Origin of the sequence: Isoptericola sp. AK164, assembly GCF_029643425.1 — a bacterium.
Taxonomy (GTDB): domain Bacteria; phylum Actinomycetota; class Actinomycetes; order Actinomycetales; family Cellulomonadaceae; genus Isoptericola; species Isoptericola haloaureus.
On record NZ_CP119106.1, the window covers coordinates 2343063 to 2368592 of the forward strand.

At 74.7% G+C, this 25530-nt stretch carries 27 protein-coding genes; 14 read left to right on the top strand and 13 right to left on the bottom strand.

Going from position 1 to position 25530, the window contains the following annotated elements:
• Window positions 1-66 precede the first annotated feature (66 nt).
• Entirely contained in the window at window positions 67-1227 is a 1161-nt protein-coding gene (locus PO879_RS10975; protein WP_278234938.1) for a putative sulfate exporter family transporter, read from the top strand.
• On the opposite strand, the gene PO879_RS10980 is transcribed toward PO879_RS10975, so the two are convergent.
• Genes PO879_RS10980 through PO879_RS10995 form a run of 4 tightly spaced genes read right to left on the bottom strand, consistent with a single transcriptional unit; the run spans window position 1184 to window position 4903 of the window.
• Window positions 1184-1966: an HAD family hydrolase gene (locus PO879_RS10980; protein WP_278234939.1), complete on the bottom strand. Its 783-nt coding sequence runs from the start codon at window positions 1964-1966 to the stop codon at window positions 1184-1186. The two genes, PO879_RS10975 and PO879_RS10980, sit on opposite strands and share 44 nt — an antisense overlap.
• The gene (gene gltX, locus PO879_RS10985) at window positions 1963-3414 is read right to left on the bottom strand and encodes a glutamate--tRNA ligase (RefSeq protein WP_278234940.1); all 1452 of its coding nucleotides are present in this window, start codon (window positions 3412-3414) and stop codon (window positions 1963-1965) included. The genes PO879_RS10980 and gltX overlap by 4 nt, the downstream gene beginning before the upstream one ends.
• A gap of 47 nt (window positions 3415-3461) precedes the next feature.
• Window positions 3462-4103 carry a methyltransferase domain-containing protein gene (locus PO879_RS10990; protein WP_278234941.1) on the bottom strand — a complete coding sequence of 214 codons (642 nt, stop codon included), beginning with the start codon at window positions 4101-4103 and terminating at the stop codon, window positions 3462-3464.
• 14 nt (window positions 4104-4117) lie between these two features.
• Window positions 4118-4903, bottom strand: coding sequence for a fumarylacetoacetate hydrolase family protein (locus tag PO879_RS10995; RefSeq protein WP_278234942.1), 786 nt, complete (start codon window positions 4901-4903; stop codon window positions 4118-4120).
• 119 nt (window positions 4904-5022) lie between these two features.
• On the opposite strand from PO879_RS10995, the gene PO879_RS11000 reads away from it, so the two are divergent.
• Window positions 5023-5742 carry a DUF4190 domain-containing protein gene (locus tag PO879_RS11000; RefSeq protein ID WP_278234943.1) on the top strand — a complete coding sequence of 240 codons (720 nt, stop codon included), beginning with the start codon at window positions 5023-5025 and terminating at the stop codon, window positions 5740-5742.
• A gap of 16 nt (window positions 5743-5758) precedes the next feature.
• Here PO879_RS11000 and PO879_RS11005 read toward each other — a convergent pair whose 3' ends face one another.
• Entirely contained in the window at window positions 5759-6577 is an 819-nt protein-coding gene (locus PO879_RS11005) for a methyltransferase domain-containing protein (protein ID WP_278237509.1), read from the bottom strand.
• A 226-nt stretch (window positions 6578-6803) separates the two neighbouring features.
• Here PO879_RS11005 and PO879_RS11010 point away from each other — a divergent pair, with 226 nt between their 5' ends.
• Complete coding sequence (locus PO879_RS11010; RefSeq protein ID WP_278234944.1) at window positions 6804-7943, top strand: heparan-alpha-glucosaminide N-acetyltransferase domain-containing protein; 1140 nt, start codon at window positions 6804-6806, stop codon at window positions 7941-7943.
• A gap of 86 nt (window positions 7944-8029) precedes the next feature.
• Window positions 8030-8293 carry a 2TM domain-containing protein gene (locus PO879_RS11015; RefSeq protein WP_278234945.1) on the top strand — a complete coding sequence of 88 codons (264 nt, stop codon included), beginning with the start codon at window positions 8030-8032 and terminating at the stop codon, window positions 8291-8293.
• A gap of 6 nt (window positions 8294-8299) precedes the next feature.
• Here PO879_RS11015 and PO879_RS11020 read toward each other — a convergent pair whose 3' ends face one another.
• Both PO879_RS11020 and PO879_RS11025 read right to left on the bottom strand, forming a co-directional pair.
• Window positions 8300-9136, bottom strand: coding sequence for a PhzF family phenazine biosynthesis protein (locus tag PO879_RS11020; RefSeq protein ID WP_278234946.1), 837 nt, complete (start codon window positions 9134-9136; stop codon window positions 8300-8302).
• A 40-nt stretch (window positions 9137-9176) separates the two neighbouring features.
• A complete protein-coding gene (locus PO879_RS11025) occupies window positions 9177-9341 on the bottom strand; it encodes a hypothetical protein (RefSeq protein WP_278234947.1) in 165 nt (54 codons plus the stop codon).
• A 129-nt stretch (window positions 9342-9470) separates the two neighbouring features.
• Between PO879_RS11025 and PO879_RS11030 the strand changes: the two genes are divergently transcribed.
• The gene (locus PO879_RS11030) at window positions 9471-10337 is read left to right on the top strand and encodes a 3-methyladenine DNA glycosylase (protein ID WP_278237510.1); all 867 of its coding nucleotides are present in this window, start codon (window positions 9471-9473) and stop codon (window positions 10335-10337) included.
• Window positions 10338-10371: 34 nt separating this feature from the next.
• Here the strand turns inward: PO879_RS11030 and PO879_RS11035 are convergent, their stop codons facing one another.
• Together PO879_RS11035 and PO879_RS11040 are read right to left on the bottom strand one after the other, a co-directional pair.
• Window positions 10372-10743, bottom strand: a complete 372-nt coding sequence (locus tag PO879_RS11035; protein ID WP_278234948.1) for a VOC family protein — start codon at window positions 10741-10743, stop codon at window positions 10372-10374.
• Between the two features lie 42 nt (window positions 10744-10785).
• Window positions 10786-11337: a CGNR zinc finger domain-containing protein gene (locus tag PO879_RS11040; protein WP_278234949.1), complete on the bottom strand. Its 552-nt coding sequence runs from the start codon at window positions 11335-11337 to the stop codon at window positions 10786-10788.
• Window positions 11338-11376: 39 nt separating this feature from the next.
• Between PO879_RS11040 and PO879_RS11045 the strand changes: the two genes are divergently transcribed.
• Genes PO879_RS11045 through PO879_RS11055 form a run of 3 tightly spaced genes read left to right on the top strand, consistent with a single transcriptional unit; the run spans window position 11377 to window position 15900 of the window.
• Window positions 11377-12369, top strand: coding sequence for a DMT family transporter (locus tag PO879_RS11045; RefSeq protein WP_278234950.1), 993 nt, complete (start codon window positions 11377-11379; stop codon window positions 12367-12369).
• Between the two features lie 4 nt (window positions 12370-12373).
• The gene (locus PO879_RS11050) at window positions 12374-13117 is read left to right on the top strand and encodes an aminoglycoside 3'-phosphotransferase (protein ID WP_278234951.1); all 744 of its coding nucleotides are present in this window, start codon (window positions 12374-12376) and stop codon (window positions 13115-13117) included.
• A gap of 29 nt (window positions 13118-13146) precedes the next feature.
• Window positions 13147-15900, top strand: a complete 2754-nt coding sequence (locus PO879_RS11055) for a DEAD/DEAH box helicase (RefSeq protein WP_278234952.1) — start codon at window positions 13147-13149, stop codon at window positions 15898-15900.
• A gap of 1 nt (window position 15901) precedes the next feature.
• On the opposite strand, the gene PO879_RS11060 is transcribed toward PO879_RS11055, so the two are convergent.
• Complete coding sequence (locus PO879_RS11060) at window positions 15902-16657, bottom strand: sulfite exporter TauE/SafE family protein (RefSeq protein WP_278234953.1); 756 nt, start codon at window positions 16655-16657, stop codon at window positions 15902-15904.
• 91 nt (window positions 16658-16748) lie between these two features.
• On the opposite strand from PO879_RS11060, the gene ybaK reads away from it, so the two are divergent.
• Window positions 16749-17240 carry a Cys-tRNA(Pro) deacylase gene (gene ybaK / locus PO879_RS11065; protein ID WP_278234954.1) on the top strand — a complete coding sequence of 164 codons (492 nt, stop codon included), beginning with the start codon at window positions 16749-16751 and terminating at the stop codon, window positions 17238-17240.
• Window positions 17241-17398: 158 nt separating this feature from the next.
• Here the strand turns inward: ybaK and PO879_RS11070 are convergent, their stop codons facing one another.
• Window positions 17399-17800: a YccF domain-containing protein gene (locus tag PO879_RS11070; protein ID WP_278234955.1), complete on the bottom strand. Its 402-nt coding sequence runs from the start codon at window positions 17798-17800 to the stop codon at window positions 17399-17401.
• A gap of 82 nt (window positions 17801-17882) precedes the next feature.
• Between PO879_RS11070 and PO879_RS11075 the strand changes: the two genes are divergently transcribed.
• Complete coding sequence (locus PO879_RS11075; RefSeq protein ID WP_278234956.1) at window positions 17883-18632, top strand: YggS family pyridoxal phosphate-dependent enzyme; 750 nt, start codon at window positions 17883-17885, stop codon at window positions 18630-18632.
• A gap of 5 nt (window positions 18633-18637) precedes the next feature.
• Here PO879_RS11075 and PO879_RS11080 read toward each other — a convergent pair whose 3' ends face one another.
• The gene (locus tag PO879_RS11080; protein ID WP_278234957.1) at window positions 18638-19726 is read right to left on the bottom strand and encodes a biotin/lipoate A/B protein ligase family protein; all 1089 of its coding nucleotides are present in this window, start codon (window positions 19724-19726) and stop codon (window positions 18638-18640) included.
• 114 nt (window positions 19727-19840) lie between these two features.
• Window positions 19841-21496: a citramalate synthase gene (cimA, locus tag PO879_RS11085; RefSeq protein ID WP_278234958.1), complete on the bottom strand. Its 1656-nt coding sequence runs from the start codon at window positions 21494-21496 to the stop codon at window positions 19841-19843.
• Window positions 21497-21830: 334 nt separating this feature from the next.
• On the opposite strand from cimA, the gene PO879_RS11090 reads away from it, so the two are divergent.
• The 4 genes from PO879_RS11090 to PO879_RS11105 are packed head-to-tail and all read left to right on the top strand — an operon-like array spanning window position 21831 to window position 25529.
• Window positions 21831-23048: an inositol-3-phosphate synthase gene (locus PO879_RS11090; RefSeq protein ID WP_278234959.1), complete on the top strand. Its 1218-nt coding sequence runs from the start codon at window positions 21831-21833 to the stop codon at window positions 23046-23048.
• The gene (locus tag PO879_RS11095; protein ID WP_278234960.1) at window positions 23045-23956 is read left to right on the top strand and encodes an SCO3242 family prenyltransferase; all 912 of its coding nucleotides are present in this window, start codon (window positions 23045-23047) and stop codon (window positions 23954-23956) included. Before PO879_RS11090 ends, PO879_RS11095 begins: the two co-directional genes overlap by 4 nt.
• Window positions 23953-24855, top strand: a complete 903-nt coding sequence (locus PO879_RS11100) for a sugar phosphate isomerase/epimerase family protein (protein WP_278234961.1) — start codon at window positions 23953-23955, stop codon at window positions 24853-24855. Before PO879_RS11095 ends, PO879_RS11100 begins: the two co-directional genes overlap by 4 nt.
• Window positions 24852-25529: an EboA domain-containing protein gene (locus PO879_RS11105; protein ID WP_278234962.1), complete on the top strand. Its 678-nt coding sequence runs from the start codon at window positions 24852-24854 to the stop codon at window positions 25527-25529. Before PO879_RS11100 ends, PO879_RS11105 begins: the two co-directional genes overlap by 4 nt.
• Window position 25530: the final 1 nt, after the last annotated feature.

Here is a 25530-nt window from a genome sequence, read left to right on the forward strand (position 1 = left end):
GGCAGTCTATGGATGGATCAGCATCTGGGCCTACCGCGACCGAGGCCCTCCCCGCAGGCTGGGCCCATGACGCGACTCCTGCCCGGCCTCGCCCTGGCCGCCGCGGCGACCGCCGCGCTACTGGGCCTGACCCCGGTCCTGGCGACCGCCGCCCCGTCGCTGTCACCCCTCGTGCTCGCCCTGCTCGCAGGTGCCGCCGCCGGGTCGGTGCTCGGCGTGCTGGCCCGGCGCGCCCCGGGCGGCGCCACCGCCCGCGTGCGCGACGCCGTCGGCCCCGGCACCGCCTGGACGGCGCGGCACCTCCTGCGCGCCGGGGTGGTGCTGCTCGGGCTGCAGCTGTCCGTCGCGAACGTGCTCGGCCTGGGCTGGCGCGGGCTGGTGGTCGTGGCGGTCACGGTGGCCACGACGTTCGCCGGCACGCTCGCGATCGGACGGCGGCTGCGCGTCCCCCGGGACACCGCCCTGCTGCTGGCCACGGGGTTCTCCATCTGCGGCGCGGCGGCCGTCTCTGCCGTCAGCGGGGTGCTCGACCGGGCCCCGGCCCGCCCCGACCGCGCACACCGGCACACCGGTGCGGACCGGCCCGAGGACGGCCCCGTCGAGGACCTCGCCGGGTCGACCGGCGCCGCGCTGGCGATGGTCGCCCTGTTCGGGACCGCCGCCGTGCTGGTGCTCCCGCCGCTCGCCGACGCGCTGGGCCTGCGGGCGGAGCAGGCCGGTCTGTGGATCGGCGCGGGCGTCCAGGAGGTCGCCCAGGTCGTCGCCGCGGCCGGCGCGCTGCCGCTGGCCCCCGCGGCGGTGGCCACGGCCCTGGCCACCGCGACCGTCGCCAAGCTGGCGCGGGTCGTGCTGCTGGCACCGCTGGTGGCCGGCGTCGGCGCCGTGCGCGGCCGTCGGGTCGCCCTCGCGGCACCCGTCGGCGCCGCGGGCCCCGCGGTACGGACCCGCACGGCACGGCGCGGTGGCCCGGCCCTGGTCCCGGGGTTCGTCGTCGGCTTCCTCGTCGCCGTCGGCCTGCGCAGCCTCGGCGTCGTGCCGGACGCGGTCCTGACCGCCGCCGGTCCTCTCGGCACGGGCCTGTTCGTGGCCGCGATGTTCTCCCTCGGGCTGGGTGTCGACGTGCCGCGGCTCGTGCGCAGCGGCAGCCGGACGCTGCTGCTCGGCGCGGCCTCCGCCGTCGTGGTCACCGGGACGTCGCTGGCCGCCGTCCTGCTCCTGGTCCCGTGAGCTCCGCGAACGCCTCGGCCAGCCCGGGCACGACGACGATGCCCGCGGCCCGCATCGCCGCGACGTCGGCGTCGTGCTCGTCGGCACGCCGGGCACCGGGCCGGTCCAGCCAGACGCCCACCAGGCCCGCCTCGTGCGCCCCCGTGGCGTCGACGCGCGGCTCGTCGCCCACGTAGGCGGTCCGCGGCGGGATCGTGCCGAGCCGCCGCGCACCCTCGACGAAGACGTCCGGGTGCGGCTTGCCGTAGCCCAGCGTGTCGACACCCACCAGCACGGGCAGGTCGAGCCCGACGACGGCGAGCTTGCGCTCCTGGAGCGCCACGCCCGCGTTCGTCACCACGCCGGTGGCCAGGCCCTGCGCGCGCAGCCGGTCGAGGAACGCCGCGGCGTCGTCGAACGCGCGCCACGACCGCTCGAAGGTGCCCCAGAACAGCTCGTCCCAGGCGTCGAAGGCGTCCTCCCCCACCGGGGCCCCGCCGAAGGTGCGGTGCAGCAGGTCGGCGCGCAGCCGACGCTGGGTTCGGTGGTCGGTCTCGCCCCGGGTGTACCGGCGGTAGTGCCCGGCCGGGTCGGAGCGCCAGTGGTCCAGCACCGCCGCGTGGTCGACGTCCTCGGGCAGGTGCGCCTCGGCGACGGCACGCAGCGCCGCGGCGAACGCCCCCTTGGTGTCCACGAGGGTGTCGTCGATGTCTAGCAGCACGCCGTCGACACGACCGGCGGCGACGCCGAACGCGGTCACTGCGCCGGCGCCTGGGGCGGGTTCTCGGCGAGGGTGGCCAGGGCGGCGTCGATCCGGCCGAGGGTCCGCTCGCGCCCGAGCACCTCGAGCGACTCGAACAGCGGCAGCCCGATCGTGCGCCCGGTGACGGCCACCCGCACGGGAGCCTGCGCCTTGCCGAGCTTGAGGCCGTGCCACTCCCCCGCCGTCGCCACGGCGTTCTTCAGCGGCTCCGCCTCCCACGGCTCCAGCGTGGACAGCGTCGTGCGCACGTCCGTCAGGAGCTCGACGGCACCGGGCTTCATCGCCTTCTTCCAGGACCGCTCGTCCTCGACGGGCCGGTCGAGGAACAGGAAGTCGACGTTGTCGGTGATGTCGCTGAGCAGCGCCACGCGGGACTGGGCCAGCGGCGCCACGGCGGCGAACGCGGCGGGGTCGAACTGCTCCTCGGCCCAGGGGGCGTGCGGGGCCCGCAGCCAGGGCCCGACGGCGGCGACGAACTCGTCGACGCTCAGCGCCCGGATGTACTCGCCGTTGAACGCCGCGAGCTTCTTGAGGTCGAAGAACGACGCGGCGCTGTTCACGTCCTCGATGCGGAACCGCTCGATCATCTCGTCGAACGGCAGGATCTCCTCGTCGTTGCCGGGCGCCCAGCCCAGCAGCATGAGGTAGTTGACCATCGCGGCCGGCAGGTAGCCCTCGGCGAGGTAGTCCTCGAGGGCCACCTTGTCCCGACGCTTGGAGAGCTTCTGGCGCTTCTCGTTGACGATGACGGGCAGGTGCGCCCACACGGGCGGCTCGGCGCCCAGCGCCTCCCAGAGCAGCTGCTGCTTGGGCGTGTTGGACAGGTGCTCCTCGCCGCGGATGACGTGGGTGATGCCCTCGTCCAGGTCGTCCACGACGTTCGCGAGCAGGAAGACCGGCGAGCCGTCCCCCCGGGCCACGACGAAGTCCTCCATCGCGTCGTTGGGGAAGACCGGGTTGCCGCGGATCAGGTCTACGACCCGCGTCTCACCGGTGTCCGGGGTGCGGAACCGCAGGGCGCGGCCGGGCGCCTCGGTCAGGCCGCGGTCGCGGCAGTACGCGTCGTAGCCCGAGTGCGGGTTGCCGGTCCGGGCGGCGACGTCGTCGCGGGTGCAGTCGCAGTAGTACGCGCTGCCGGACTCCAGCAGGCGAGCGAGTGCTTCGCGGTGCTTGTCGACGTTCGCGGACTGGAAGTACGGGCCCTCGAACGTCGGGTCGTCGGCGTGCATGCCGAGCGCCGCGTGGGCGGCGAGGATGCCGTCGACCCACTCGGGCTTGTTGCGCGAGGCGTCGGTGTCCTCGATGCGCAGCACGAACGTCCCGCCGGTCTGCTTGGCGACGGCCCAGTTGAACAGCGCGGAGCGCGCGCCGCCGACGTGGAACATGCCGGTCGGGGACGGGGCGAAGCGGACACGGACGGAGGAGGTACCTGCTGCGGGGATCACGCGCACAGCCTAGTTGGCCGACGGCGCCGGGTCGCCCGGGGTCCGCCTCAGCGGGCGAAGACCCAGTGGTGGTCGAACGCGAACCGCTCGGTGCGCACCCGCCGCAGCCCGGCGTCCGTGGCCGCGCGCGCGACCTCGGCCGGTTCGTGGACGCGGAACCGCCAGTCGCTGCCCCGCAGGCGCGGGTACACGTTGAGCACGCGTGCCGCGGCCCGCATCCACCACGTGCGCCGCGGGAACGCGAGCACCAGGTAGCGCCCGGTCCGGTCCGCGGCCGCGGTGACCAGCGCCCGGGCGTCCGGGTAGCAGCAGACCACGCTGTGCAGCGCGACGACGTCGGCCGGGCCGGCCAGGTCCGGGTGCGTGACCAGGTCGCCGGTGCGGCGGCGCACCCGGTCCGCCAGCCCGGCGTCCGCCAGCAGCCGGGCCGCGACGGCGTCGTACCCGGTCGACATGTCCACGCAGGTGGCACGCTCGACGCCGGCCCGCAGCATCTCCAGCGAGAAGTCCCCGACCCCGCTCCCGACCTCCAGGAGCGTCGCCCCGCCGATCACGCCGGAGCGGTAGAGCTCCACGGTGCGCCGGGGCAGCGTGGTCAGCCCCGAGCGCGCGTACCGCGCCGCGGCGCGCCGGGCCTCCCGGTCGTCGAAGACCTTCTCGTAGCCCTGCGGCTCGCAGCACGCCGACATCGCGGACCCCCGGGTCAGTCCTCGCGCCGGACCACGGGGTTGGCCAGGACGCCGATCTCCTCGACCTCGCACTCGACGCGGTCGCCGGACTCGATCCGGCCCACCCCGGCCGGCGTACCGGTCAGCAGCACGTCCCCGGGCAGCAGCGTCATGGCCTTGGAGGCGTAGGAGATCAGGTAGTCGACGTCGAAGATCATCTCGGCGGTGCGGCCGTCCTGCTTGGTCTCGCCGTTGACGCGGGAGACGACGCCGACGTCCTCGGGGTTCAGGTCGGTCTCGATCCACGGCCCCAGCGGGCAGGCGGTGTCGAAGCCCTTGGCCCGCGCCCACTGGTCGTCGGTGCGCTGGGCGTCGCGCGCCGTGACGTCGTTGGCGACGGTGTACCCCAGCACGTAGGCGCGGGCGTTCTCCGGCTCGACGTCCTTGCACGGCTTGGAGATGACGACGGCGAGCTCGGCCTCGTAGGAGACCTCGGAGGTCCACTCCGGCAGCACGATCGGGTCGTCCGGGCCCACCACCGAGGTGTTGGGCTTGAAGAACAGCAGCGGCGACGTCGGCGGCTCGCCGCCCATCTCCCGCACGTGGTCCAGGTAGTTGCGCCCGACGGCGACCACCTTCGAGCGCGGGATCACGGGCGACAGCAGGCGCACCCCGTCGCCGAGCTCGATCCGCTCGCCGGTCGGCATGGCGGGCATGGACAGCGGGTCGCCGCTGAGGACGGCCAGGTAGGTCCTGTCGCCCTCGGTCTGGACAAATCCGAAGCGGGGGTCGTCACCGGTGGTGAATCTCGCGATACGCACGGCTCCAGGCTAGCGGGCGCGGCGAGCCGGGACCTGCCGCCACACCCCCGCAGGGGGAGGCGACGAGACCGCGACGCCGCTAGCCTGCTGTGATCGGACCCTGCGACCGGAGGACGACGATGAGCACGCCGCACGATCCCCCCGAACCGCACCAGCCCGGGACGCCGCAGCAGCCCTCGTCGTCCGGTGGCGCGTCCGACCCGTACGGCGCGCCGCCCCCGCCCGGTGGCACCCCCGCGCAGGGCCCCTCCGGACCCGGCCAGGCGCCGGGCCGGCAGCCGACCTACCCCGGACAGGCGCCCGGCGGTACCAGCGGCGCCCAGGGCGACGGCGGTGCGCCGGGCTACTCCGGGTACGGCGGTGCACAGGGGTACGGCGGTGCACAGGGGTACGGCGGTGCCCAGGGCTACGGCGGCGCGCAGGGCTACGGCGGTGGATACGGCGGCGCGCAGGGCTACTCCGGGTACGGCGCCGCGCCGCCGCGCCCGCCCTCGGAGCGCAAGGGGCTCGCGATCGCCGCGCTGGTGCTGGGCATCCTGGCGCTGCTCGGCAGCTGGATCCCGTTCGTCAACATCGGCGCGATCCTGCTCGGCGTCATCGGTCTGGTGCTGGGCATCGTCGCCCTGGTCCAGGTGTCGAAGGGGACGGCCGGCGGCAAGGCCATGGCGATCGTCGGCGCGGCCCTGTCGACGCTCGCGATCGTCGTGTCGATCGTCGTCACCGTGTTCGTCGTGCTGGCCATCGAGGAGCAGGCGCCCGCGATCCAGCAGGAGCTGGAGCGTCAGCTCGAGGAGCAGGGCTTGTCGGACGAGGAGATCGACGAGCTCCTGGGCGAGTGACCCCGGGCCGGAGCGCTCAGGCCCGGGCCAGCACCTCGCCGTGCAGCACGGCGAACCAGCCGTCCGGCGCCTGGGCCCAGGTCCGCCAGTCGTGGGCGAGCTGCTCGAGCGCGACGTCGTCGGCCAGGTTCGACTCCTGGGCCTGGCGCGCGAAGTTCGACTCCACGCACCGCTCGGCCCAGACCTGCCCCCACCACTCGCGGTCGGTGGGCGTGGCGTAGCACCACGACGACGCGCTGGGCACCGTGCCGGCCACGTCGAACCCGGCCTGCAGAACCCACGAGAAGAGCCGGCGCCCGGCGTCCGGCTCGAAGCCGTAGGCGCGCGTGACCTCGTGGTAGAGCGTGTTCCACTCCGTCAGTCCCGGCGACTCCGGGTACCAGGCCATCGCCGCGTAGTCGGCGTCGCGCGCCGCGACGAGGCCGCCCGGCTTGGTGACGCGCTTCATCTCGCGCAGCGCGGCGACGGGGTCGGACAGGTGCTGCAGCAGCTGGTGGGCGTAGACGACGTCGAAGGTGTCGTCGTCGAACGGCAGCTCGTAGGCGTTGGCCTGCTCGAACCGGACGTTCGACGCCCCGAGAGCGTCGGCGTGCGCCTGGGCCGCCTCGAGCACCGTCGCCGAGGCGTCGACGCCCACGACCTTGCCCCCGGCGAGCACCCGCCCCAGGTCCGTCGTCACGGTCCCGGGGCCGCAGCCGACGTCGAGCAGGTGCATGTCGTCCTTCAGGTGCGGCAGCAGGAAGCCGGCGGAGTTCTGCGCCGTCCGCGCACGGTGGGCGCGCAGCACGGACTCGTGGTGGCCGTGCGTGTACGACTCGGACTCCTGGCTGGGCACGGTCTGGTGGAAGCTCGGCGCCTCGATGGCGTCGGACAACGCCGCCCCGGACGGCTCGTCGGAGGCGTTCCCGTTCGGGCCGTCGGCCGGGCTACCCAGGCTCGGGGGCTCCGGGAAGTCGGGCTCGGCACCGTGCGGCAGATCGCTCATGACGCCAACCTAGTGACAACACCGTGTCAGGACATCCCGTTTCTCACGAGGCGGGACGACTGGCAGGATCGCTGCCATGGCCACGGTGCGCGAACGTCTTCTCGGCGGTCCGGCGCGCGTGGTCGGGCTCGACGTGGCCCGCGGGCTGGCCGTGCTCGGCATGTTCACGGCGCACGTCGGTGTGATCGACGACTCGACGCTGTGGCTCACCATCGCCGACGGCCGCTCGTCGGTGCTGTTCGCGCTGGTCGCCGGGGTGTCGCTCGCCCTCGTCACCGGGGGTCCCCGCCCGTTGGCCGGCGACGCGCTGGTCCACGCCCGGGCGCGGCTGCTGGTTCGCGCGGTCCTGCTCCTGGCCCTCGTGGCGCTGCTGGACCTGCTGGGCACCCGCGTCCTGCTCATCCTCGGCTTCTACGCGACCTACTTCGTCCTGGCGCTGCCGTTCGTGACGTGGGGGCCGCGGCGGCTGGCCCTGGCCGCGGTCGTGGTGGCCGTCGTCGGGCCTCCGCTGGCCCACTGGGGCCCGGTGGCCCTGACCCGGGCCGGGCTGCACCTGCCCGACGACGGCTCGGGCGCGGTGACGGACTTCCTGCTCACCGGCCACTACCCCGCCGTGGTGTGGATGGCGTACGTGTTCGCCGGCATGGCCGTGGGGCGGTGCGACCTGTCCTCGGCCGGGCTGCGCCGCGGGCTGGTGCTCGGAGGTCTGGGGGCGGTGGTCGTGGGCAGCCTGCTGTCCGCGGAGGTCGTGGACCGCTTCGGCGGTCCGACCGCGGTGCGCGCGCAGGTCGAGTCGACCGTCACGCCCGGGTGGGCGTGGAGCGACCCCTGGCCGACGGCGGCCTACCTGGCCCTGCCCGGCCCGCACGAGGAGAGCTGGCTCGAGGTGCTGGCCACCGGCGGGTTCGCGCTGGCCGTGCTGGGGCTGTGCCTGGCCGTGACGGGCGTCGGGGCGCGGGTGCTGTCCCCGCTCGCGGCCGTGGGGGCCTTGGCGCTGACGGTCTACTCGCTGCAGATCGTGGCGATCTGGCACGGGGACCTGATCGACGCCGAGACCAACGGGCCGCTGCTGGCGATGATCGGGGTCTCGCTGCTCGCGGCCACCCTGTGGCGGCTGTGGCTCGGGCGCGGACCCCTGGAGCGGTTGTTCACCGCGGTGGCGCGACGCACCGCTCCCCCGCCGCCGCGCCAGGCCGCCGTCGGACCGGAGGAGTGACCGTTCGACCCGCCGTAAGGGGCCGAAGGGCCCTGTTCCGCGGAACGGCGTCGGCCTAGCCTAGGGTCAGGACGGGGGTGGGCGTCATGAAGAACGGTGCGGAGCAGGACCCGGCGCGACGCCGGGCGAAGGCGGCGACCGGCCTGATGTGGCACGCCGGGGTGTTCGTCATCGTCAACGGTTTCCTCTGGGCCATCGACCTGGCCATGGATCCCGGGGTGAACTGGGCCTACTGGACCACGCTGCCCTGGGCGGTCGGTCTGGCCTTCCACGCGCTCGCGTACTTCATCGACGGCCGGCAGGTCGAGGACCGTCTCACACGGAAGTACGAGCAGCGCCAGGACCGGTGACACGGCTCAGAGCGTGACCTCGCCGTGCACGGTCGTGACCGTGGACCCGCCGACCCAGACGACGCCGTCGTCGGCGCGACGCACGCGCACCCGGCCGCGCCGGCCGAGCACCGTGCCCTGCGAGGCCACGTAGCCCGCGGGCAGCACGGAACCGGCGAGCCACTGGCCGAGCCCGGCGTTCAGGGACCCCGTGACAGGGTCCTCGGGGACGCCGATGTCCGGCACGAACGCGCGCACCTCGACGTCGGCGTCGGACTCCCCGGGCGTGTACGACCCGACCAGCCCCACGTGGAGCCCCTCGAAGGCGGCGAGGTCGGGCTCGACGGCGAGGACCGTTGCGGCGTCGGCAAGCCGCACGCCGACCCAGCCCGGCCCGTTGTCCACCCAGGCGGCGTCGACGACGTCGTCCGCCCCGATCCGCAGGCCGCGCACGATGCGGCCGAGGTCGTCGTCGGACACGGGACCGGACCGGCGCAGCGGCGGGCCCGCGAACGCGAGCCCGTCGGCGGTCCGTGCGACGGTCACCAGCCCGACCCCGCACTCCTGGACGACGTCCTCGCCGGCCGGCACGCCACCGGCCTCCAGCCAGGCGTGCGCGGTCCCCAGCGTCGGGTGGCCCGCGAACGGGAGCTCACCGCCCGGGGTCCAGATGCGCACCCGGTAGTCCGCGTCCGGGTCGGTGGCGGGCAGCAGGAACGTGGTCTCGGACAGGTTGGTCCAGCGCGCGAAGGCCGCCATCTGCGCCTCGCCCCAGGCGTCGGCGTCGTGCACCACGGCCACCGGGTTGCCGGCCAGCGGGCCGGCCCCGAAGACGTCGACCTGGCGGAAGGGGAACGTCGTCATGGACCGCACGCTACCGCTGGACGTCCCGGCACGACGGCCGTCAGTCCATGTACCGCAGCAGCGTCATGACCACGGCCCCGGCCCCGAGGATCAGACCGATCGTGGTGCCGTGCCGTTCGATCCAGGTGTCCAGGGGAACGTGCGGTGTGGGTTCGACCTCGTCCTGGTGCGGGTCGAAGTCCGACTGCGTCCCGACGGTGGCCATCGTCACCACCTCCCGTCTGCTTCCACGATACGCCCGGCGACGTACCCTGGCAGCGTGACAGCGCCCTCCGCACTCGCCGCTCACGGGCACCGTCCCGGCGCCGCGGACGACGCCGTCCCGGGCGTCGTCGTGGACGGTTGGCGCGCGCTCGACGCGGCGCACGCACGACGTGCCGACGCCCTGACCGCCGTGTGGCGCGCGGCGCGCGACCGCGGCGAGAAGCACGCGATCGAGGACTTCCTGTTCACCTACTACCCCACCCGGGCCAGCCACCTGCGCCGGTGGCACCCCGGCGTCGGGCAGGTGCTGCCCGACGCCCCGGACCACGCCGCCCGACGCTGGTACCGCACGGTCGCGCTGCCGGACGGCACCACCGGCGCCGTGCTCGACGTCCCCGTGTTCCGGGCCGACCGGGGCGACACCGTGCGGTACGTCCGCTCGCTGGTGGGCGCGACGGCGGGACGGCCGGGCACCTTCGGCTGCTTCGGGCTGCACGAGTGGGCCATGGTCTACCGCGACGCCGAGTCCGGCCGGGACCACCGGCACCCGCTGCCGCTGCGGCTCGGGGGTGCCGGCACCGACGCGGTCGTCGAGTCGCACCGGGTGGGCTGCTCGCACTACGACGCCTTCCGGTTCTTCACCCCGGAGGCGCGGGACGCCAACCAGCTGCGCCCGACCCGCGAGCGCCAGGTCGCGATGGAGCAGCCGGGGTGCCTGCACGCGAACATGGACCTGTACAAGTGGTGCCAGAAGCTCGGCCCTGCCGTGCCCGGCGAGCTGCTGCTGGACGCCTTCGAGCTGGCCCGCGACATCCGGTACACCGACATGGCGGCCTCGCCCTACGACGTCTCGTCCTACGGCGTCGAGGCGGTCGAGATCGAGACGGCGGCCGGCAAGGCCGAGTACGTGCAGCGTCAGCGCGCGTTCGCCGAGCGGGCGCAGGCGCTGCGCGGCCGGCTGCTGGACGTGTGCGACGCCGTGCTCGCCGCGGGGTGACCCCGGGGCCGGGCCGGGGGGCCGGGCGGACGGCTCACCGCGCGCCCAGGACGCAGAACGCGTTCCCCTCCGGGTCGGCCATCACCACCCAGGGAACCTTGCCCTGGCCGACGTCGAGCGGTGTCGCGCCGAGGCCCCGCAGCCGGGCGACCAGCTCGGCCTCGTGCTCGACGGAGGTGGTGGCGAGGTCGACGTGGGTGCGGTACCGCACCCGGGCGGTGTCCGGGATCCGCACGAGGTCGACGGTGAGGGCCGCCGGGTCCGGCCAGTCGAACCCTCGGGGTTCGAGGTTGATCACCCCGGGGGCCTCGCTGGACGTCGCCCAGTCCAGGGCGTCGGCCCAGAACCGGCCCAGGGCCGCCTCGTCGCGCGCCTTGATGTTCACCTGGACCGGTCGCAGCGTCATACCGTCGGACGCTACGGCGTCCCGGCCGAGCGGGCCCAGGGTTTATCGCGGGCGCGGGGACGGGTCGGTGGCCCGGGCACGGTGCGCGGCCTGGGCGTTGCGGTTGGTGCAGGCGGTCGAGCAGTACCGCCGGGACCGGTTGCGGGACAGGTCGAGGACGACGCCGGCGCAGTCGTCGTCGGCGCACACGCCGAGCCGGGAGCTCTCGCCGGAGCGCACGACGTCGATCATCGCCAGGGCGGTCTCGACGGCGATGCGGTCGGCCAGGGGCGCGTCGTCGGCGATGGCGTGCAGGTGCCAGTCCTCGTGCTCGTGCCGCACGAGCCGCGGGACGGCGCCGGCCTCGGCGAGCATCGCGTTGACGATCGGGGCGACGTCGTCGCGCGCGGCCAGCAGCAGGGTGCGCAGGCGCGGGGCGAGGGCCAGCACCTCGGCCAGCTCGGTCTCGGTGCCGTCGCGCCGCCCCGTGTAGCCGTGGCGCCGGTAGAACGCGGCCAGGTCCGCCTCGGTGGCCAGCGTGACCGGCGGCTCGACGCCGTTGACGAGCTCCACGGCCGATCGCAGGGCACCGGCGGTGTCATGAGCGAAAACCACGTTGACACGTTATCACCGCGCACCGTAGCGTCATGAGCCATGAGCACAGTGGCACCTGACGACCTCGTCGCGACCGACACCGGCCGGCGAGCGGGGCTGGTCCTGGCCGTCGTGTCGGCGGTGAGCTTCAGCCTCTCCGGACCGCTCGCCGCCGGGATGTTCGCCACGGGCTGGAGCCCCGGCGCGGTCGTGCTCGTCCGGGTGGCGGTCGGCGCGCTCGTGGTCCTCCCCGTCGGTCTGGTCGCCCTGCGGGGACGCTGGACGCTCGTGCGCCGCAACCTGCGGCTGATCGTCGTCTACGGCGCGCTCGGCGTCGCCGCCACGCAGTTCTGCTACTTCGCGGCCGTGCAGCACATGCAGGTCGGGTCGGCGCTGCTCATCGAGTACTCGGCGCCCGCCGCCGTGGTCGTGTGGCTGTGGCTGCGGCACGGTCAGCGGCCCGCCCGCGCGACGCTCGGCGGGATCGCGCTCGCCGCCGTCGGCCTCGTGCTGGTCCTCGACCTCACCGGGGTCAGCGTCGACCCCGTCGGTACCGCCTGGGCCCTGGGCGCGATGGTGGGCGCCTCCGCCTACTTCCTCATCAACGCCCGCCTGGACACCGGGCTGCCGCCGATGACGCTGGCCGCCGGCGGGCTCGTCGTCGGCGCGGGGCTGCTCGGTGCCCTGGCCGCCGTCGGGCTGCTGCCCCTGTCCGCCTCCACCGACGCGGTCCCGCTCGCCGGCTCCACCCTGCCCTGGTGGGCCGTGCTGGCGCTGCTGGGACTCGTCACCGCCGGGGTCGCGTACACCACCGGCGTCGCGGCCGGACGGCGGCTCGGCGCCCGGGCCGGCGCGTTCGCCGGTCTCCTCGAGGTCGTCAGCGCCGTCCTGCTCGCCTGGCTCCTCCTGGGCGAGCTGCCGAGCGGCGTCCAGCTCACCGGCGGCGTGCTGGTGCTCGCCGGCGTCGTCGCCGTCCAGCTCGCCGAGGCCGCGACCGCGCGGCGGCTCGCGACGGCCTCGCCCGCCGCCCGGGCGCGAGACCTGCCAGCATGAGGGGATGGCCCGTGACCTCGCCGCCCCGCCGCGCGGACCTGTCGTCGTCCCGGAGGCCGTGGCCGCGCTGGCCGGCGCCGACGCCGTCACCCCGGTGTGGCGCAACACCCTGGGCGGCCTGACCTTCCGGCTCTCCGGCGACCGGGGCGACCGGTACGTCAAGTGGGTGCCCGCCGGGACACCGGAGCTCGACCCGGGCGCCGAGGCGGACCGTCTCGCCTGGGCCGGCCGGTACGCCCGGGTGCCGCGCGTGCTCGACCGTGGCGCGGACGCCGCCGGGAGCTGGCTGGTGACGGCCGCGCTGCCGGGCCGGTCCGCCGTCGACCCGTCCTGGCCGGCCCACCCGGAGACCGCCGTCCGCGCGATCGGGACCGGGCTGCGCGCGCTGCACGACGCCCTGCCCGTCGCGGACTGCCCGTTCTCCTGGAGCGCGGCGGACCGCATCGCGCGACTCTCGCCCGCCGGACGTGCCGACGTCGGGGGCGAACCGCCCGTCGACCGGCTCGTGGTCTGCCACGGGGATGCCTGCGCCCCCAACACCCTGGTCGCCGACGACGGCACCTGGGCCGGGCACGTCGACCTGGGCACCCTCGGGGTCGCGGACCGGTGGGCGGATCTCGCCGTGGCGAGCATGAGCCTGGGGTGGAACTTCGGCGAGGGGTACGAGCCGCTCTTCTTCGCGGCCTACGGCATCGAGCCCGACGCCGGGCGGCTCGCCTTCTACCACCGCCTGTGGGACGCGGCGTAGCGGCGGCGGGCTGACACAATGACGGCACGATGACTGCCACCGACACCGCCGCCTCGTCCGTCGCCTCCGTCCCGCGCCCTGCCGGCACCCTGCTGCCGCACCTGCCCGCGCCCACCGGGCAGGCCCCGGACCCGGACGCGCTGTTCGAGGGGTTCAGCGAGTGGGCGGCCTCGACCGGTCGTCCGCTGTACCCGCACCAGGAGGAGGCGCTGCTCGAGCTCATGACGGGCTCGCACGTCGTGCTGGCCACGCCGACCGGGTCGGGCAAGTCGATGGTGGCGATGGGCGCGCAGTTCGCGGCCCTGGCGGCGCGCCGGTCCGGGATGGGCGGGCGCACCTACTACACGGCCCCGCTCAAGGCCCTGGTCAGCGAGAAGTTCTTCGACCTCGTGGCGGCGTTCGGGTCGCGCAACGTCGGGATGATGACCGGCGACAGCGCCGTGAACCCCGACGCCCCGATCATCTGCTGCACCGCCGAGATCCTCGCGAACCTCGCGCTGCGCAACGGCGCGGGCAGCCCGGGCCAGGACCAGTTCATCGGCCAGGTCGTCATGGACGAGTTCCACTTCTACGGCGACCCGCAGCGCGGCTGGGCCTGGCAGGTGCCGCTGCTGGAGCTGCCGCACACCCAGTTCCTGCTGATGTCCGGCACCCTCGGCGACACCAGCCGCCTGCGCGAGGACCTCACCGAGCGCACCGGCCGGGACGTCGCCGAGGTCACCGGCGCCGAACGACCGGTCCCGCTGGAGTTCTCCTACGTCCAGGACCCGCTGCCCGAGGTCATCGAGGAGCTGGTACACACCCACCGCGCCCCGGTGTACGTCGTGCACTTCACGCAGAAGGACGCCGTCGACCGCGCCCAGGCGCTGCTCAGCACCAAGCTCGCCTCCAAGGAGGAGAAGCAGGCGATCGTCGACGAGATCGGCGCGTTCCGGTTCGGCACCGGGTTCGGCAAGATCCTGTCCAAGTACCTGCGCGCCGGCGTCGGCGTGCACCACGCCGGGATGCTGCCCAAGTACCGCCGGCTCGTCGAGCGGCTCACGCAGAAGGGGCTGCTCAAGGTCGTCTGCGGCACCGACACCCTGGGCGTGGGCATCAACGTCCCGATCCGCACGGTGCTCATGACCTCGCTGGTGAAGTTCGACGGCGAGCGCATGCGGCACCTGACCGCCCGCGAGTTCCACCAGATCGCCGGCCGGGCCGGTCGCGCGGGCTACGACACCCTCGGCGAGGTGCTCGTCATGGCGCCGGAGCACGTCATCGAGAACCGCAAGGCGCTCGCCAAGGCCGGTGACGACCCCAAGAAGAAGAGGAAGATCGTCCGCAAGAAGGCGCCGTCGGGTGCGGTCAACTGGACCGAGTCGACCTTCGAGCGCCTGCGCGACGCCCCGCCGGAGCCGCTGGCCAGCCAGTTCCACGTCAACCACGCGATGGTGCTCAACGTGCTGGCCCGCACGCGGCCCGACGGCGGGTCGGGCCACGACGGCGGCACGTCCGGCCCCGCTGTCGACCCCGTCGAGGCGATGCGCCACCTGCTCACCGCCAACCACGACACCGCCGCCCAGCAGGCCGGGCACGTGCGCCAGGCGCTGCGGATCTACCGCTCCCTGCGCGTGGCCGGCGTCGTGGAGAAGGTGCGCGTCCCCGACGACTCCCGCCCCGCGGGCTACCGCCCCAGCGTGCGGCTCGAGGTCGACCTGCCGCGCGACTTCGCGCTCAACGCTCCCCTGTCGCCGTTCGCGCTGGCGGCCATGGACCTGCTCGACGTCGAGTCGCCCACGCACGCCCTCGACGTCGTCTCCGTCATCGAGGCCACCCTCGACGACCCCCGCCAAATCCTCTTCGGCCAGCAGAAGAAGGCCCGCGGCGAGGCCGTCGCCGCGATGAAGGCGGAGGGCATCGAGTACGACGAGCGCATGGAGCTGCTCGAGGAGGTCACCTGGCCCCGGCCGCTGGCCGACCTGCTCGAGCCCGCGTTCGCCCAGTACAAGCAGTCCAACCCGTGGGTCGCGGGCGCCGAGCTGGCGCCCAAGTCCGTGGTGCGCGACATGCTCGAGCAGGCGATGACGTTCGCCGAGCTCGTCAGCACCTACGGCCTGGAGCGCACCGAGGGCGTCGTGCTGCGCTACCTCGCCGACGCCTACCGGGCGGTGCGCCAGGTCGTGCCCGAGGAGCACCGCACCGAGGAGGTCGCCGAGATCGTCGAGTGGCTCGGCGAGCTCGTGCGCGGCGTCGACTCCTCGCTGCTGGACGAGTGGGAGCGGCTGCAGAACCCCGTCGACGACGACGCCGACGACGTCGTGCAGGGCGAGCTGGCCGAGGCCGGGGCCGAGGCGCCGGCCCGGCCCGTCACCGGCAACCCACGCTCGTTCCGCCGTCTCGTGCGCAACGCCATGTTCCGTCGAGTCGAGCTCGCCGCCCGTGAGGACTACGACGCCCTCGAGGCCCTCGACAAGGCCTCGGGCTGGGACGGCGACGCCTGGGCCGACGCCCTGGAGGACCTGTTCGAGACCCAGGGCGACGACGCGATCGGGTTCGGGGCGGACGCCCGCGCCACCGCGCTGCTGACCATGCTGGAGCCGGGGGCGGCGCTGCCCGCCGACGCGACGACGTCGGACGGCGAGGCCCTGGCGACCGTGCCGGCCGACACCTGGTGGGTCCGCCAGGTCCTCGACGACGCGAACGGCGACCGGGACTGGTCGATCACCGCCCTGGTCGACCTGCCGGCCTCGGACGAGGCCGGACGGCCGGTGGTCCAGGTGCTCTCGGTCGGGCGCCGGTAGCTCAGACCAGGCCGGTCACGCCGCGCGCCAGCGTGGCCACGCCGCCGACGTACGCCAGCAGGATGAGGACGCGTCGGGTCGCCGTGGCCGAGACGCGCGGCGCGAGCAGGTCCCCCAGGACGAGCCCGCCGAGGATCGAGACCATGAGCAGCACCCACTGCCACGGGGCCATGGTCGGGAACGAGGCGTCGGCGAGCACCAGCTTGGCCACCAGGGCGGCGAGCGCGTTAGCGGCGAAGAACGGCTGGGCGGTGGCGGCGAACCGCCGCGGGTCCCAGCCGCTGAGCACCGCGTAGACCGCCACGGGGGGCCCGCCGATGCCGGCCGCGACCGAGCCGATGCCGCTCGCCGTGCCGGTCAGGGCCAACGGCCAGCCGGCCGCGGGGTCCACGGGGTGCCTGCCCTCGCGGCGCAGCCGGGTCGTGAGCACTGCCAGCGTCATCGCCGCGAGGATGAACAGGCCGATCGTCACCTCGAGCGCCGGGGCGCTGACGTCGCGCAGGGCGAGCGCCGCCGGCACGGTCACGACCAGCGAGGACAGCGTGAGCCAGGCGAACTTGCGCCACTCCACGTCGCGCACGACGCGGCCGAGGATCAGGGCCGAGGCCGTCGCCCCGGCGAGGTTCACGAAGAGCACGCCCTCGAGCGGGCCCACGATGAGCACGATGAACGGTCCGGCCACGAGGCCGAACCCCATGCCCGTCACCCGTTGCAGGACACCACCGACGAGGATGGCGAGGACGAGGAGGGCGAGCACGGCCCCCACGCTACGCCGCGGTCGCCGCCGCGAGCCGTCCGGCCGGCGGAAAGGACCTGACCGGCGTCGTGGCGTCGGGCACACTGGGCGCGTGGCCCGCTCCCAGACCCGTGGATCGACCCCCGCCGTGCTCGCGCTCGAACGGGCCGGGGTCGCGCACGCGCTGCACCCGTACGAGCACGACCCTCGCAGCGGGCTGAGCTTCGGCCTCGAGGCCGCCGCGGCGATCGGGGTCCCGGCCGAGCAGGTGTTCAAGACGCTCGTCGCCGACGTCGACGGGGATCTCGTGGTCGCCGTCGTCCCCGTGACCGGCGAGCTCGACCTCAAGGCGCTCGCCCGCGCCGTCGGCGGCAAGAAGGCCGCCATGGCCGCCGTGCACCGCGCCGAGCGCGCCACCGGCTACGTCGCGGGGGGCATCTCTCCCCTGGGCCAGCGGGCGCGGCACACCACGGTCGTGGACGCGTCGGCCGCGTCGTTCGACGCCGTCTACGTCTCGGGCGGACGCCGGGGGCTCGACGTGTCGCTGGCTCCCGCCGACCTGGTGCGCCTCACCGACGCCACGACCGCACCCCTCGGGCGCTGACACGCGCGCGGCCCGTCCCCGCCCCGAGCACCGCCCCGAGCACCGCGAGATTGACCCACCCGTGCCGAGATCGACTCACGGTAGGTCGATCTCGCCCGGGTGGGTCGATCTCGGCGAGCGGTGGACGGCGGCTCGGCGGATCGGCGCGCGCCGGGGCGTCAGGCCGGGCGGTAGGTGGGGTACCGCGTGTCGGTCGAGACGATGTCCTTGCCGAGCGGCAGCAGCGAGATCGGGATCATCTTGAGGTTCGCGATGCCCAGCGGGATGCCGATGATCGACACGAACAGCGGGATCGCGGTGATGATGTGGCTCAGCGCCAGCCACCAGCCCGCGAAGACCAGCCAGACGACGTTGCCCAGCACCGAGAACGCCCCGGACCCGGGCCGGTCGACGACGGTGCGGCCGAAGGGCCACAGCGCGTAGCCGGCGATCCGGAACGAGGCGATCCCCCAGGGGATCGTCACGATGAGCACGCAGCAGATGAGGCCCGCGAGCACGTAGCCGAGGGCGAGCCAGAAGCCCGAGAGCACCAGCCAGATGACGTTCAGGATCGCTTTCACCCCCCGATTCTTCCACCACCGGGCCGTCCGGGGGATCCGGGGAGTCCCGGAGAACGACCCTGAGGTTCCTACACTGGGCGCCATGCCGTCCGACCTGACCGACCGGATCGCCCGTGTGCGCGAACGCGTCGACCACGCCGCCACCGCCGCGGGACGCCGACCTGCCGACGTGCGCCTGATGCTCGCCACCAAGACCCAGGACGCCGAGACCGTGCTGGCCGCGGTCGCCGCGGCCACGGAGCTCGCCGCCGGCCGCGGGGACGACGGCCCGGTCCTGATCGGCGAGAACCGGGTCCAGGAGCTGGTCGCCAAGGCACCCGCCCTGGCCGACCTGGTCGCCGCCGGCCGCCTCGACGTGCACATGATCGGGTCGCTGCAGCGCAACAAGATCAACCAGATGCTGCCGACCGTCACCGGCCTGGCCGGCGTCGACCGGCTCTCGCTGGCGCAGGCCGTGGCCCAGCGGTGCGTCCGCGACGGGCGCACCCTCGACGTCATGGTCCAGGTCAACGTCTCCGGGGAGTCCTCGAAGTCCGGTGCGGCGCCGTCGGACGCCGCGGACCTGGCCTCGGCCGTGGCGGCCCTGGACGGCCTGCACCTGACCGGCTTCATGACCATCGGCGCGAACACCTCCGACGAGGCGCAGGTGCGGGCCGGGTTCGCGCGGCTGCGCGAGATCCGTGACGAGGTCGTCGCCTCCGGTGCGCCGGGGACCGCCGACGCCCGCGAGCTGTCGATGGGCATGTCCACCGACCTCGAGCTCGCCGTGGCCGAGGGGGCCACGATCGTGCGCGTCGGCACGGCGGTGTTCGGCGAGCGCCCACCCGCCTGAACGGCTCAGGGCACCCGGTGGATCCACTCGGCGGTGTCGAACTTCGTGCGCACCAGGTCCTCGGCCCGCTCCAGCTCCTCGGCACGCAGGCCGGAGACCTCGGTGCGGTGCCGGTCGGCGAAGTAGGCGGCGAAGGCCTCCACGACCTCGTCGCGGGCCAGGCCGGTCTGCGAGCGCAGCGGGTCGACGCGCTTGTTGGCGCTGCGGGTGCCCTTGTCGGACATCTTCTCGCGCCCGATGCGCAGCACCTGCATCATCTTGTCGGCGTCGATGTCGTAGGCCATCGTCATGTGGTGCAGCACCGCTCCCCCGGCGAGCCGCTTCTGGGCGGAGCCGGCGAGCTTGCCGCCCGGTGAGGCGACGTCGTTCATGCCGCTGAAGTAGGCCTCGACGCCCAGCTCGCCGAGCGCGCCGAGCACCCAGGCGTCCAGGAAGGCGTAGGACTGCTCGAAGCTCATCCCGTCGACGAGCGAGCCCGGCACGACGAGCGAGAACGTCACGCAGTTGCCGGCCTCCATGAACATCGCCCCGCCCCCGGAGATGCGCCGCACGACCGTGACGTCGTGCTCGGCCACGCCGTCCTCGTCGATCTCGTTCCGGTAGGACTGGAAGGACCCGATGAACACGGCCCGCTCGTCCCAGTCCCAGAACCGCAGGGTCGGGCCGCGTCGGCCGGCGGCGAGCTCCTCGGTCAGCACCTGGTCGAGCGCGGCGAGCGTGCGCGGCGGCAGCGGGCCGGGACGCAGCACCTCGAAGGTGTGGTCCTGCCACGTCGTGGCCAGGCCCAGGGCCCGGCGCACGGCGACCGCCACGGCACGGGCGTCGAAGCCGACCATCGCGACCGGGCCGGCGATCTCGCCGGACAGCTCGGCCTTCTCCAGCGCCTCGGTGACGGTGCGCTGGAGCTCTCCGGTGCCGGTCGAGGCCGGCAGGCCGGTCAGCGCGGTGTCGATGACGCCCAGCGCCTCGTCGGGCTCGAGGAAGAAGTCGCCCGACAGGCGCACCGCCGTCAGGACGGCGGGGTCGGAGGAGTCGTCGACCTCGAGGTCGACCGCGACGAGCTTGCCACCGGGGACCTTGTACTCACCATGCACCCCGTCAGCCTAACCGCCCCGCCGTCCCCGCTGCCCCCGTCGTTGTGGGCATGAAATCTGCAGGTCTCCGGGCCCGCCGAGCTGCAGATTTCATGCCCACAACGACGAGCGGGGTCAGCGGGGAGCGACGTCGGCGTGCAGCAGCCCGTAGACGTGCGCGTCGATCAGCGCCTCCCAGGCGGCCTCGATGATGTTGGGCCCGACGCCGACGGTCGACCAGGTGTGGTGGCCGTCGGTGGTCTCGACCAGCACCCGGGTGGTCGCGTCGGTGCCGTGCTCGGCGTCCATGATCCGCACCTTGAAGTCCACGAGCTCGAACTTCTCGATGGTCGGGTAGACGCGCGTCAGGGCGTGCCGGAGCGCCTGGTCGAGGGCGTTGACCGGGCCGTTGCCCTCGCCGGTGACGACGATGCGCTCCCCGCCGGCGTGCAGCTTGACGGTCGCCTCGGCCAGCGCCTCGGCGTCGCGCCGGTCCGCGTCGGGCACCCCGCCGGTGCGCCCGCCGGTGGTCTCGACGATCGCGCGCCAGGACTCGACCTGGAAGTAGGCGGGCCGCCGGCCGGTGAGCTCCTCGCGCAGGATGAGCTCGAAGGAGGCGTCCGCGGCGTCGAACGTGTAGCCCTGCGCCTCGGCGTCCTTGACCCGGTTGGTCACCCGGGTGAGCAGCTCGCCCTGCCCGGCCAGGTCGAAGCCGAGCTCGCGGCCCTTGAGCTCCACCGACGCCCGGCCGGCCATGTCGGAGACGAGCATGCGCATGTCGTTGCCGACGGCGGTGGGGTCGATGTGCTGGTAGAGGTCGGGGTCGATCTTGATGGCGCTGGCGTGCAGGCCGGCCTTGTGCGCGAACGCGCTGGACCCGACGTACGGCTGGCGCGTGTACGGCGCGATGTTGGTGATCTCGGCGACGGCGTGCGCGATCCGGGTGGAGTCGGCGAGCCCGTCGCCGGCCAGCGTGGGCAGGCCGCGCTTGAGGGCCAGGTTCGCGACGACGGCCACGAGGTCGACGTTGCCCGTGCGCTCGCCGTAGCCGTTGACGGTGCCCTGGACGTGGGCGCACCCGGCCTCGACGGCGGCGAGGGTGTTGGCCACGGCGCAGCCCGAGTCGTTGTGCGCGTGCATGCCCAGCAGCGGGTCGCCGGGCAGCGCGTCGCGCCCGTGCGGCAGGTCGAGGGCCGTGCGCAGCTCGCCGACGACGTCGGTCACCCAGTCGGGCAGCATGCCGCCGTTGGTGTCGCACAGGGCGACGACCTCGGCGCCGGCCTCGAAGGCTGCCTCCACGGCGGAGCGCGTGTAGGCCGGGTCGACCCGGTAGCCGTCGAAGAAGTGCTCGGCGTCGACGACGACGCGGCGGCCCTCGCCCACGAGGAACCGCACGGTGTCGCTGATCATCGCCAGGCCCTCGTCCGGCGTCGTGCGCAGCGCCCGCTCGACGTGCCGGACGTCGGACTTGGCCACGAGCGTGACCACCGGCGCCTCGGAGTCGAGCAGCGCGCGGACCTGCGGGTCGTCCCAGGCGCGGGTGCCGGCGCGCCGGGTGGAGCCGAACGCCGCCAGCACGGCGTTGCTGAGCTCGAGCTCCTTGGCGGCGCGACGGAAGAACTCGGTGTCCTTGGGGATCGCGCCCGGCCAGCCACCCTCGATGAAGCCCACACCGAGCTCGTCGAGCAGCGGCGCGATCGCGAGCTTGTCCGCGACGGAGAGGTTCATGCCCTCCTGCTGCGCGCCGTCGCGCAGGGTGGTGTCGTACACGTGGAACGGGGCGGTGGCCATCGGTGGCTCCGAGGGGTGCGGTCTGGACAACAAAAAAGACCCTCCGGGTACGGAAGGTCTGCGCGTCCGGTCGGGGTGGACCGGACGCGCTAGCTAATGAGGCAGCTGCAGCGCTGGTGGGGCTGCCGTGCACGAGTCATAGGTCACATGGTGCCACACCCGCTGACGCGTGGGCAGGACCCGTCCGAACACCGGACATCCTGTCGATCCTCGTCCATAGGTCGCCATCTTTTGATTGCTATTCGTCGAAAGTGTGGCTAGCGTGACGTCGAAGGCAGGGACGCCTTCGACACCGCGATCGGTCGACCACGACCGACCCCTGGGGGGAGCAACGATGCACCACGCGACCACGACCACCGCCGCGCCGGACACCCCGGCGTCGACCGGACGCACGGGCCTCTGGCTCGTCGGCGCCCGCGGCTCGGTGGCCACCACCGCCACGCTCGGCCTCGCCGCGCTCGCCGCCGGGCACGCCCCGCCGACCGGCTGCGTCACCGCCGCCGAGCCGTTCGACGGCCTCGCGCTGCCCGCGTTCGGCGACCTCGTCGTCGGCGGGCACGACGTCGCGCCCACGACGATGGTCAAGCAGGCCGAGGCGCTCGCCGCCGCCGGGATGATCCCCGGTCACCTGCTGTCCGCCACCCGCGACGCGCTCGCCGCGGCCGACGCCGAGGTCCGCCCCGGGTACGACGCCCGCCAGCACCACGGGTCGCAGCAGGAGGCCGCCGAGGCGCTGGCCGCCGACCTGACCGCCTTCCGCCGGACCCACGACCTGGACCGGGTCGTCGTCGTCGACGTCGCCTCGACCGAGCCGCCGCTGGACCTGCTCCCCGAGCACGAGGACCCGGCGCTCCTGCGCGCGGCGCTGGCCGACCCCGACCAGGCCGTGCTCCCGGCGTCGTCGGTGACCGCCTACGCCGCGGTGCTGGCCGGCTGCGCGTACGCCTCCTTCACGCCGTCGGCCGGGATGACCGTGCCCGTGCTGGCGCGCTGGGCCGCCGAAGCGGGCCTGCCGGTGGCGGGCCAGGACGGCAAGACCGGGCAGACCTGGCTGCGCACCGTCCTGGCGCCCGCCTTCACCGCCCGCGGCATGCGCGTGCTGTCCTGGGCCGGCACCAACCTGCTCGGCGGCGGCGACGGCGCCACCCTGGCCGACCCCGTGGCCGCCCGCAGCAAGCTCACCTCCAAGAACCGCGGCCTGCGCGACCTCACCGGCACCGACGTCACCCCGTTGCACATCGACAACGTGCCCGACCTCGGCGACGTGAAGGTCGCCTGGGACCACGTGCACGTCGAGGGCTTCCTCGGCTCGCGGCTGACCCTGCAGACGACCTGGAGCGCCCACGACTCCATGCTCGCCGCCCCGATGATCCTCGACCTGGCCCGCCTCCTCGCGCTGGCCCACGCCGCCGGGGTGTCCGGCCCGGTGCCCGAGCTCGGCTACTTCTTCAAGGACCCCTGGGGCTCCGACGTGCACGGCGCCGCCGCCCAGGCGATCCAGCTGGCCGACTGGGCCCGCCGCACCGCCGACGTCGCGGGGCACCGGCCGTGAGGGCCGGAGACCTCGTCGAGCTCGTCCGCGCCCCGGCCGCCCTGACCGTCCTGGGCGACACCCTCGCCGGGATGGCCGCCGCCCCGCCGACCACGCGCCGGGCACGCCACGGGCTGCTGCCCGTCGCCTCGGCCTGCCTCTACCTGGGCGGCATGGCGTTGAACGACTACGGCGACCGCGACCTCGACGCGCTCGAACGCCCCGAGCGCCCGATCCCGTCCGGCCGGGTGACCCCGGGCCAGGCGCTCGCCGTCGGCACGGGGCTCGTCGCGACCGGCGTCGTGGCCGCGGGGGTCGCGAGCGGACGACGCGGGCTCGGGGTGGCGCTGCCGCTCGCGGCCTGCGTGCTCACCTACGACCTCGCCGCCAAGGACCGGCCGGCTGGCGCGGTCGTCATGGCCGCCTGCCGCGGCCTGGACGTCCTGCTGGGCGCGACACCGACCTCGTGGCGGGCGGCCGCCCCGACCGCCGCCGTGTTCTTCACCCACACGCTGGCCGTGACCGCGCTGTCCCGGGGCGAGGTCCACGGCACGACCAGCACGGTGGCCCGCTGCGCCGTCGCCGGCACGACGGCGGCCGCGACCGCGACCGCCGCCGCGGCCCTGCGGCCCGCGACCGCCCGGCCCGCCGCCTCGCGGTCCGGTGCGGTGACCCGGACGCTCGGCGCGCTGGCCGCCACGGCCGGGTACGTAGCCATGTGCCTGCCGCCCCAGCTGCACGCGGCCGAGGACCGGTCGGCCGGGGCGGCCCGCGCCGCGACCGGGGCCGGCATCCAGGCGATGGTCCCGCTGCAGGCCGCCTGGACGCTGCGCGGGGGCCGGGCGGCGAGCACCGCCGTGCTCGCGGGCGCCCTGGTCGCCGGGCGCCTGCTGCGCCGCCGCGGCCGCAAGCAGGTGAGCATCACGTGAGCGGCTCCGCCTCCTCGTCCCCGCTCCCCTTCGCGATCGGCTACGGCACGAACGGGTTCGGGGACCACCCGCTGCCGTCCGCCCTCGACGTCCTGGACGCCCTGGGCTACGACGCCGTCGCCCTGACGGTCGGCTACCCGCACCTCGACCCCTTCGCGCCCGGGTCGTCGCAGACGACGGAACGGCTGGCGCGGCGGCTCGGCCGGATGCGCGACGGCGCCGGTGCCGCCGTGGTCGTCGAGACCGGCACCCGGTTCACGCTCGACCCGTGGACCAAGCACCGTCCGACGCTCGTCGACGCCGAGGCCGGGCTACGGATGCGCTACCTGACCCGGGCGATCGACGTCGCCGCGACGCTGGACGCGCGCTGCGTGTCGTTCTTCTCCGGCGTGCTGCCCGAGGACGACCGTCCCGCCGACGGGTGGGCCCGGCTGGTCGACCGGCTCCCCGTGCTCCTGGAGGAGGCCCGGGAGAGCGGGGTGCGCCTGGCGATCGAGCCCGAGCCGGGCATGCTCGTCGAGACCGTGGAGGACGCCCTGCGCCTGCGGTCCGCGCTCGGCGACCCGGACGACCTGGGACTGACCGTCGACGTCGGGCACTGTCTCGTCGTCGAGCCCGACGGCGTGGTCGGGGCCCTGCGCGCCGCGGCCCCCGTGCTGGCCAACGTCCAGCTCGACGACATGCCGTGCACGCACCACGAGCACCGGCCGTTCGGCGAGGGCGACCTCGACCTGCCGCTGGTGCTGGCCACGCTCGCCGAGATCGACTACCGCGGCGTCGCCGCCGTCGAGCTCCCCCGCCACTCCCACGACGCCCCGGCGCTCGCCCGCCGCAGCCTGGCCGCGCTGCGGCAGGCCTGGGCGGACGTCGTCGGGCACCCCCCGGAGGCCACCTCATGACCGACACCTGGATCGACCGGGCCCGGGCCGACGTCGCCCGCGACCCGCGGACGCTGACCCGCCTGTTCGCCCTCGCGCCACGACGCGCCGGCCGAGGCCCCCACGACCCGCAGGGCGACCCGCACGGCGTCGTGCGGGGCACCGCCGAGGACGACGCGCGCGCCGCCCTCGTCGTCGCGCTGGTCCGCGGCGTCGACGGCACCGGCAGCGACACCGGCGACGCGACGGCCGCGCGGCTGCGCGAGCTCTACGACCGGGGCGACACCGGCGAGCGCCGGGGCGTGCTGCGCGGTCTGGACGCCCTCGAGGCCGCCGGGGGCGTCCCCGGAGGCTCGCCGCTGGCGCGCACCGGCGTCGAGCTCGCCCACGACGCCCACCGCGCCAACGACCCGTCCCTGGTGGCCGCCGCCGTCGGCCGGTTCGGCGGGCGGCACCTGGACCAGCACACCTGGCGGCACACGGTGCTCAAGCTCGTGTTCCTGGGCGTCCCCCTGGACGCCGTCGCCGGGCTGACCGACCGGCTCGACGACGAGACCGTCCGCATGGCGTCCGACTTCGCCGCCGAACGGCGCGCGGCCGGCCGGCCGGTCCCGGACGACGTCGACCGGATCCTGCACCCCCTCGACCCCGGCCGGCCCGCGCCGACCGCCCCGACCCCGAGCACCGCGGAGTGAC

Excerpts from the sequence above, each read along its gene's own strand:
- PO879_RS11105 (WP_278234962.1), top strand. The coding sequence starts at position 24,852 with ATGACCGACACCTGGATCGACCGGGCCCGGGCCGACGTCGCCCGCGAC.
- PO879_RS11025 (WP_278234947.1), bottom strand. The coding sequence starts at position 9,341 with ATGGCCACCGTCGGGACGCAGTCGGACTTCGACCCGCACCAGGACGAG.
- PO879_RS11000 (WP_278234943.1), top strand. The coding sequence starts at position 5,023 with ATGAGCACGCCGCACGATCCCCCCGAACCGCACCAGCCCGGGACGCCG.
- PO879_RS11015 (WP_278234945.1), top strand. The coding sequence starts at position 8,030 with ATGAAGAACGGTGCGGAGCAGGACCCGGCGCGACGCCGGGCGAAGGCG.
- PO879_RS11010 (WP_278234944.1), top strand. The coding sequence starts at position 6,804 with ATGGCCACGGTGCGCGAACGTCTTCTCGGCGGTCCGGCGCGCGTGGTC.
- PO879_RS11020 (WP_278234946.1), bottom strand. The coding sequence starts at position 9,136 with ATGACGACGTTCCCCTTCCGCCAGGTCGACGTCTTCGGGGCCGGCCCG.
- PO879_RS10990 (WP_278234941.1), bottom strand. The coding sequence starts at position 4,103 with ATGTCGGCGTGCTGCGAGCCGCAGGGCTACGAGAAGGTCTTCGACGAC.
- PO879_RS11055 (WP_278234952.1), top strand. The coding sequence starts at position 13,147 with ATGACTGCCACCGACACCGCCGCCTCGTCCGTCGCCTCCGTCCCGCGC.
- PO879_RS11045 (WP_278234950.1), top strand. The coding sequence starts at position 11,377 with ATGAGCACAGTGGCACCTGACGACCTCGTCGCGACCGACACCGGCCGG.
- PO879_RS11035 (WP_278234948.1), bottom strand. The coding sequence starts at position 10,743 with ATGACGCTGCGACCGGTCCAGGTGAACATCAAGGCGCGCGACGAGGCG.
- cimA (WP_278234958.1), bottom strand. The coding sequence starts at position 21,496 with ATGGCCACCGCCCCGTTCCACGTGTACGACACCACCCTGCGCGACGGC.
- PO879_RS11075 (WP_278234956.1), top strand. The coding sequence starts at position 17,883 with ATGCCGTCCGACCTGACCGACCGGATCGCCCGTGTGCGCGAACGCGTC.
- PO879_RS10975 (WP_278234938.1), top strand. The coding sequence starts at position 67 with ATGACGCGACTCCTGCCCGGCCTCGCCCTGGCCGCCGCGGCGACCGCC.
- PO879_RS11090 (WP_278234959.1), top strand. The coding sequence starts at position 21,831 with ATGCACCACGCGACCACGACCACCGCCGCGCCGGACACCCCGGCGTCG.
- PO879_RS11050 (WP_278234951.1), top strand. The coding sequence starts at position 12,374 with ATGGCCCGTGACCTCGCCGCCCCGCCGCGCGGACCTGTCGTCGTCCCG.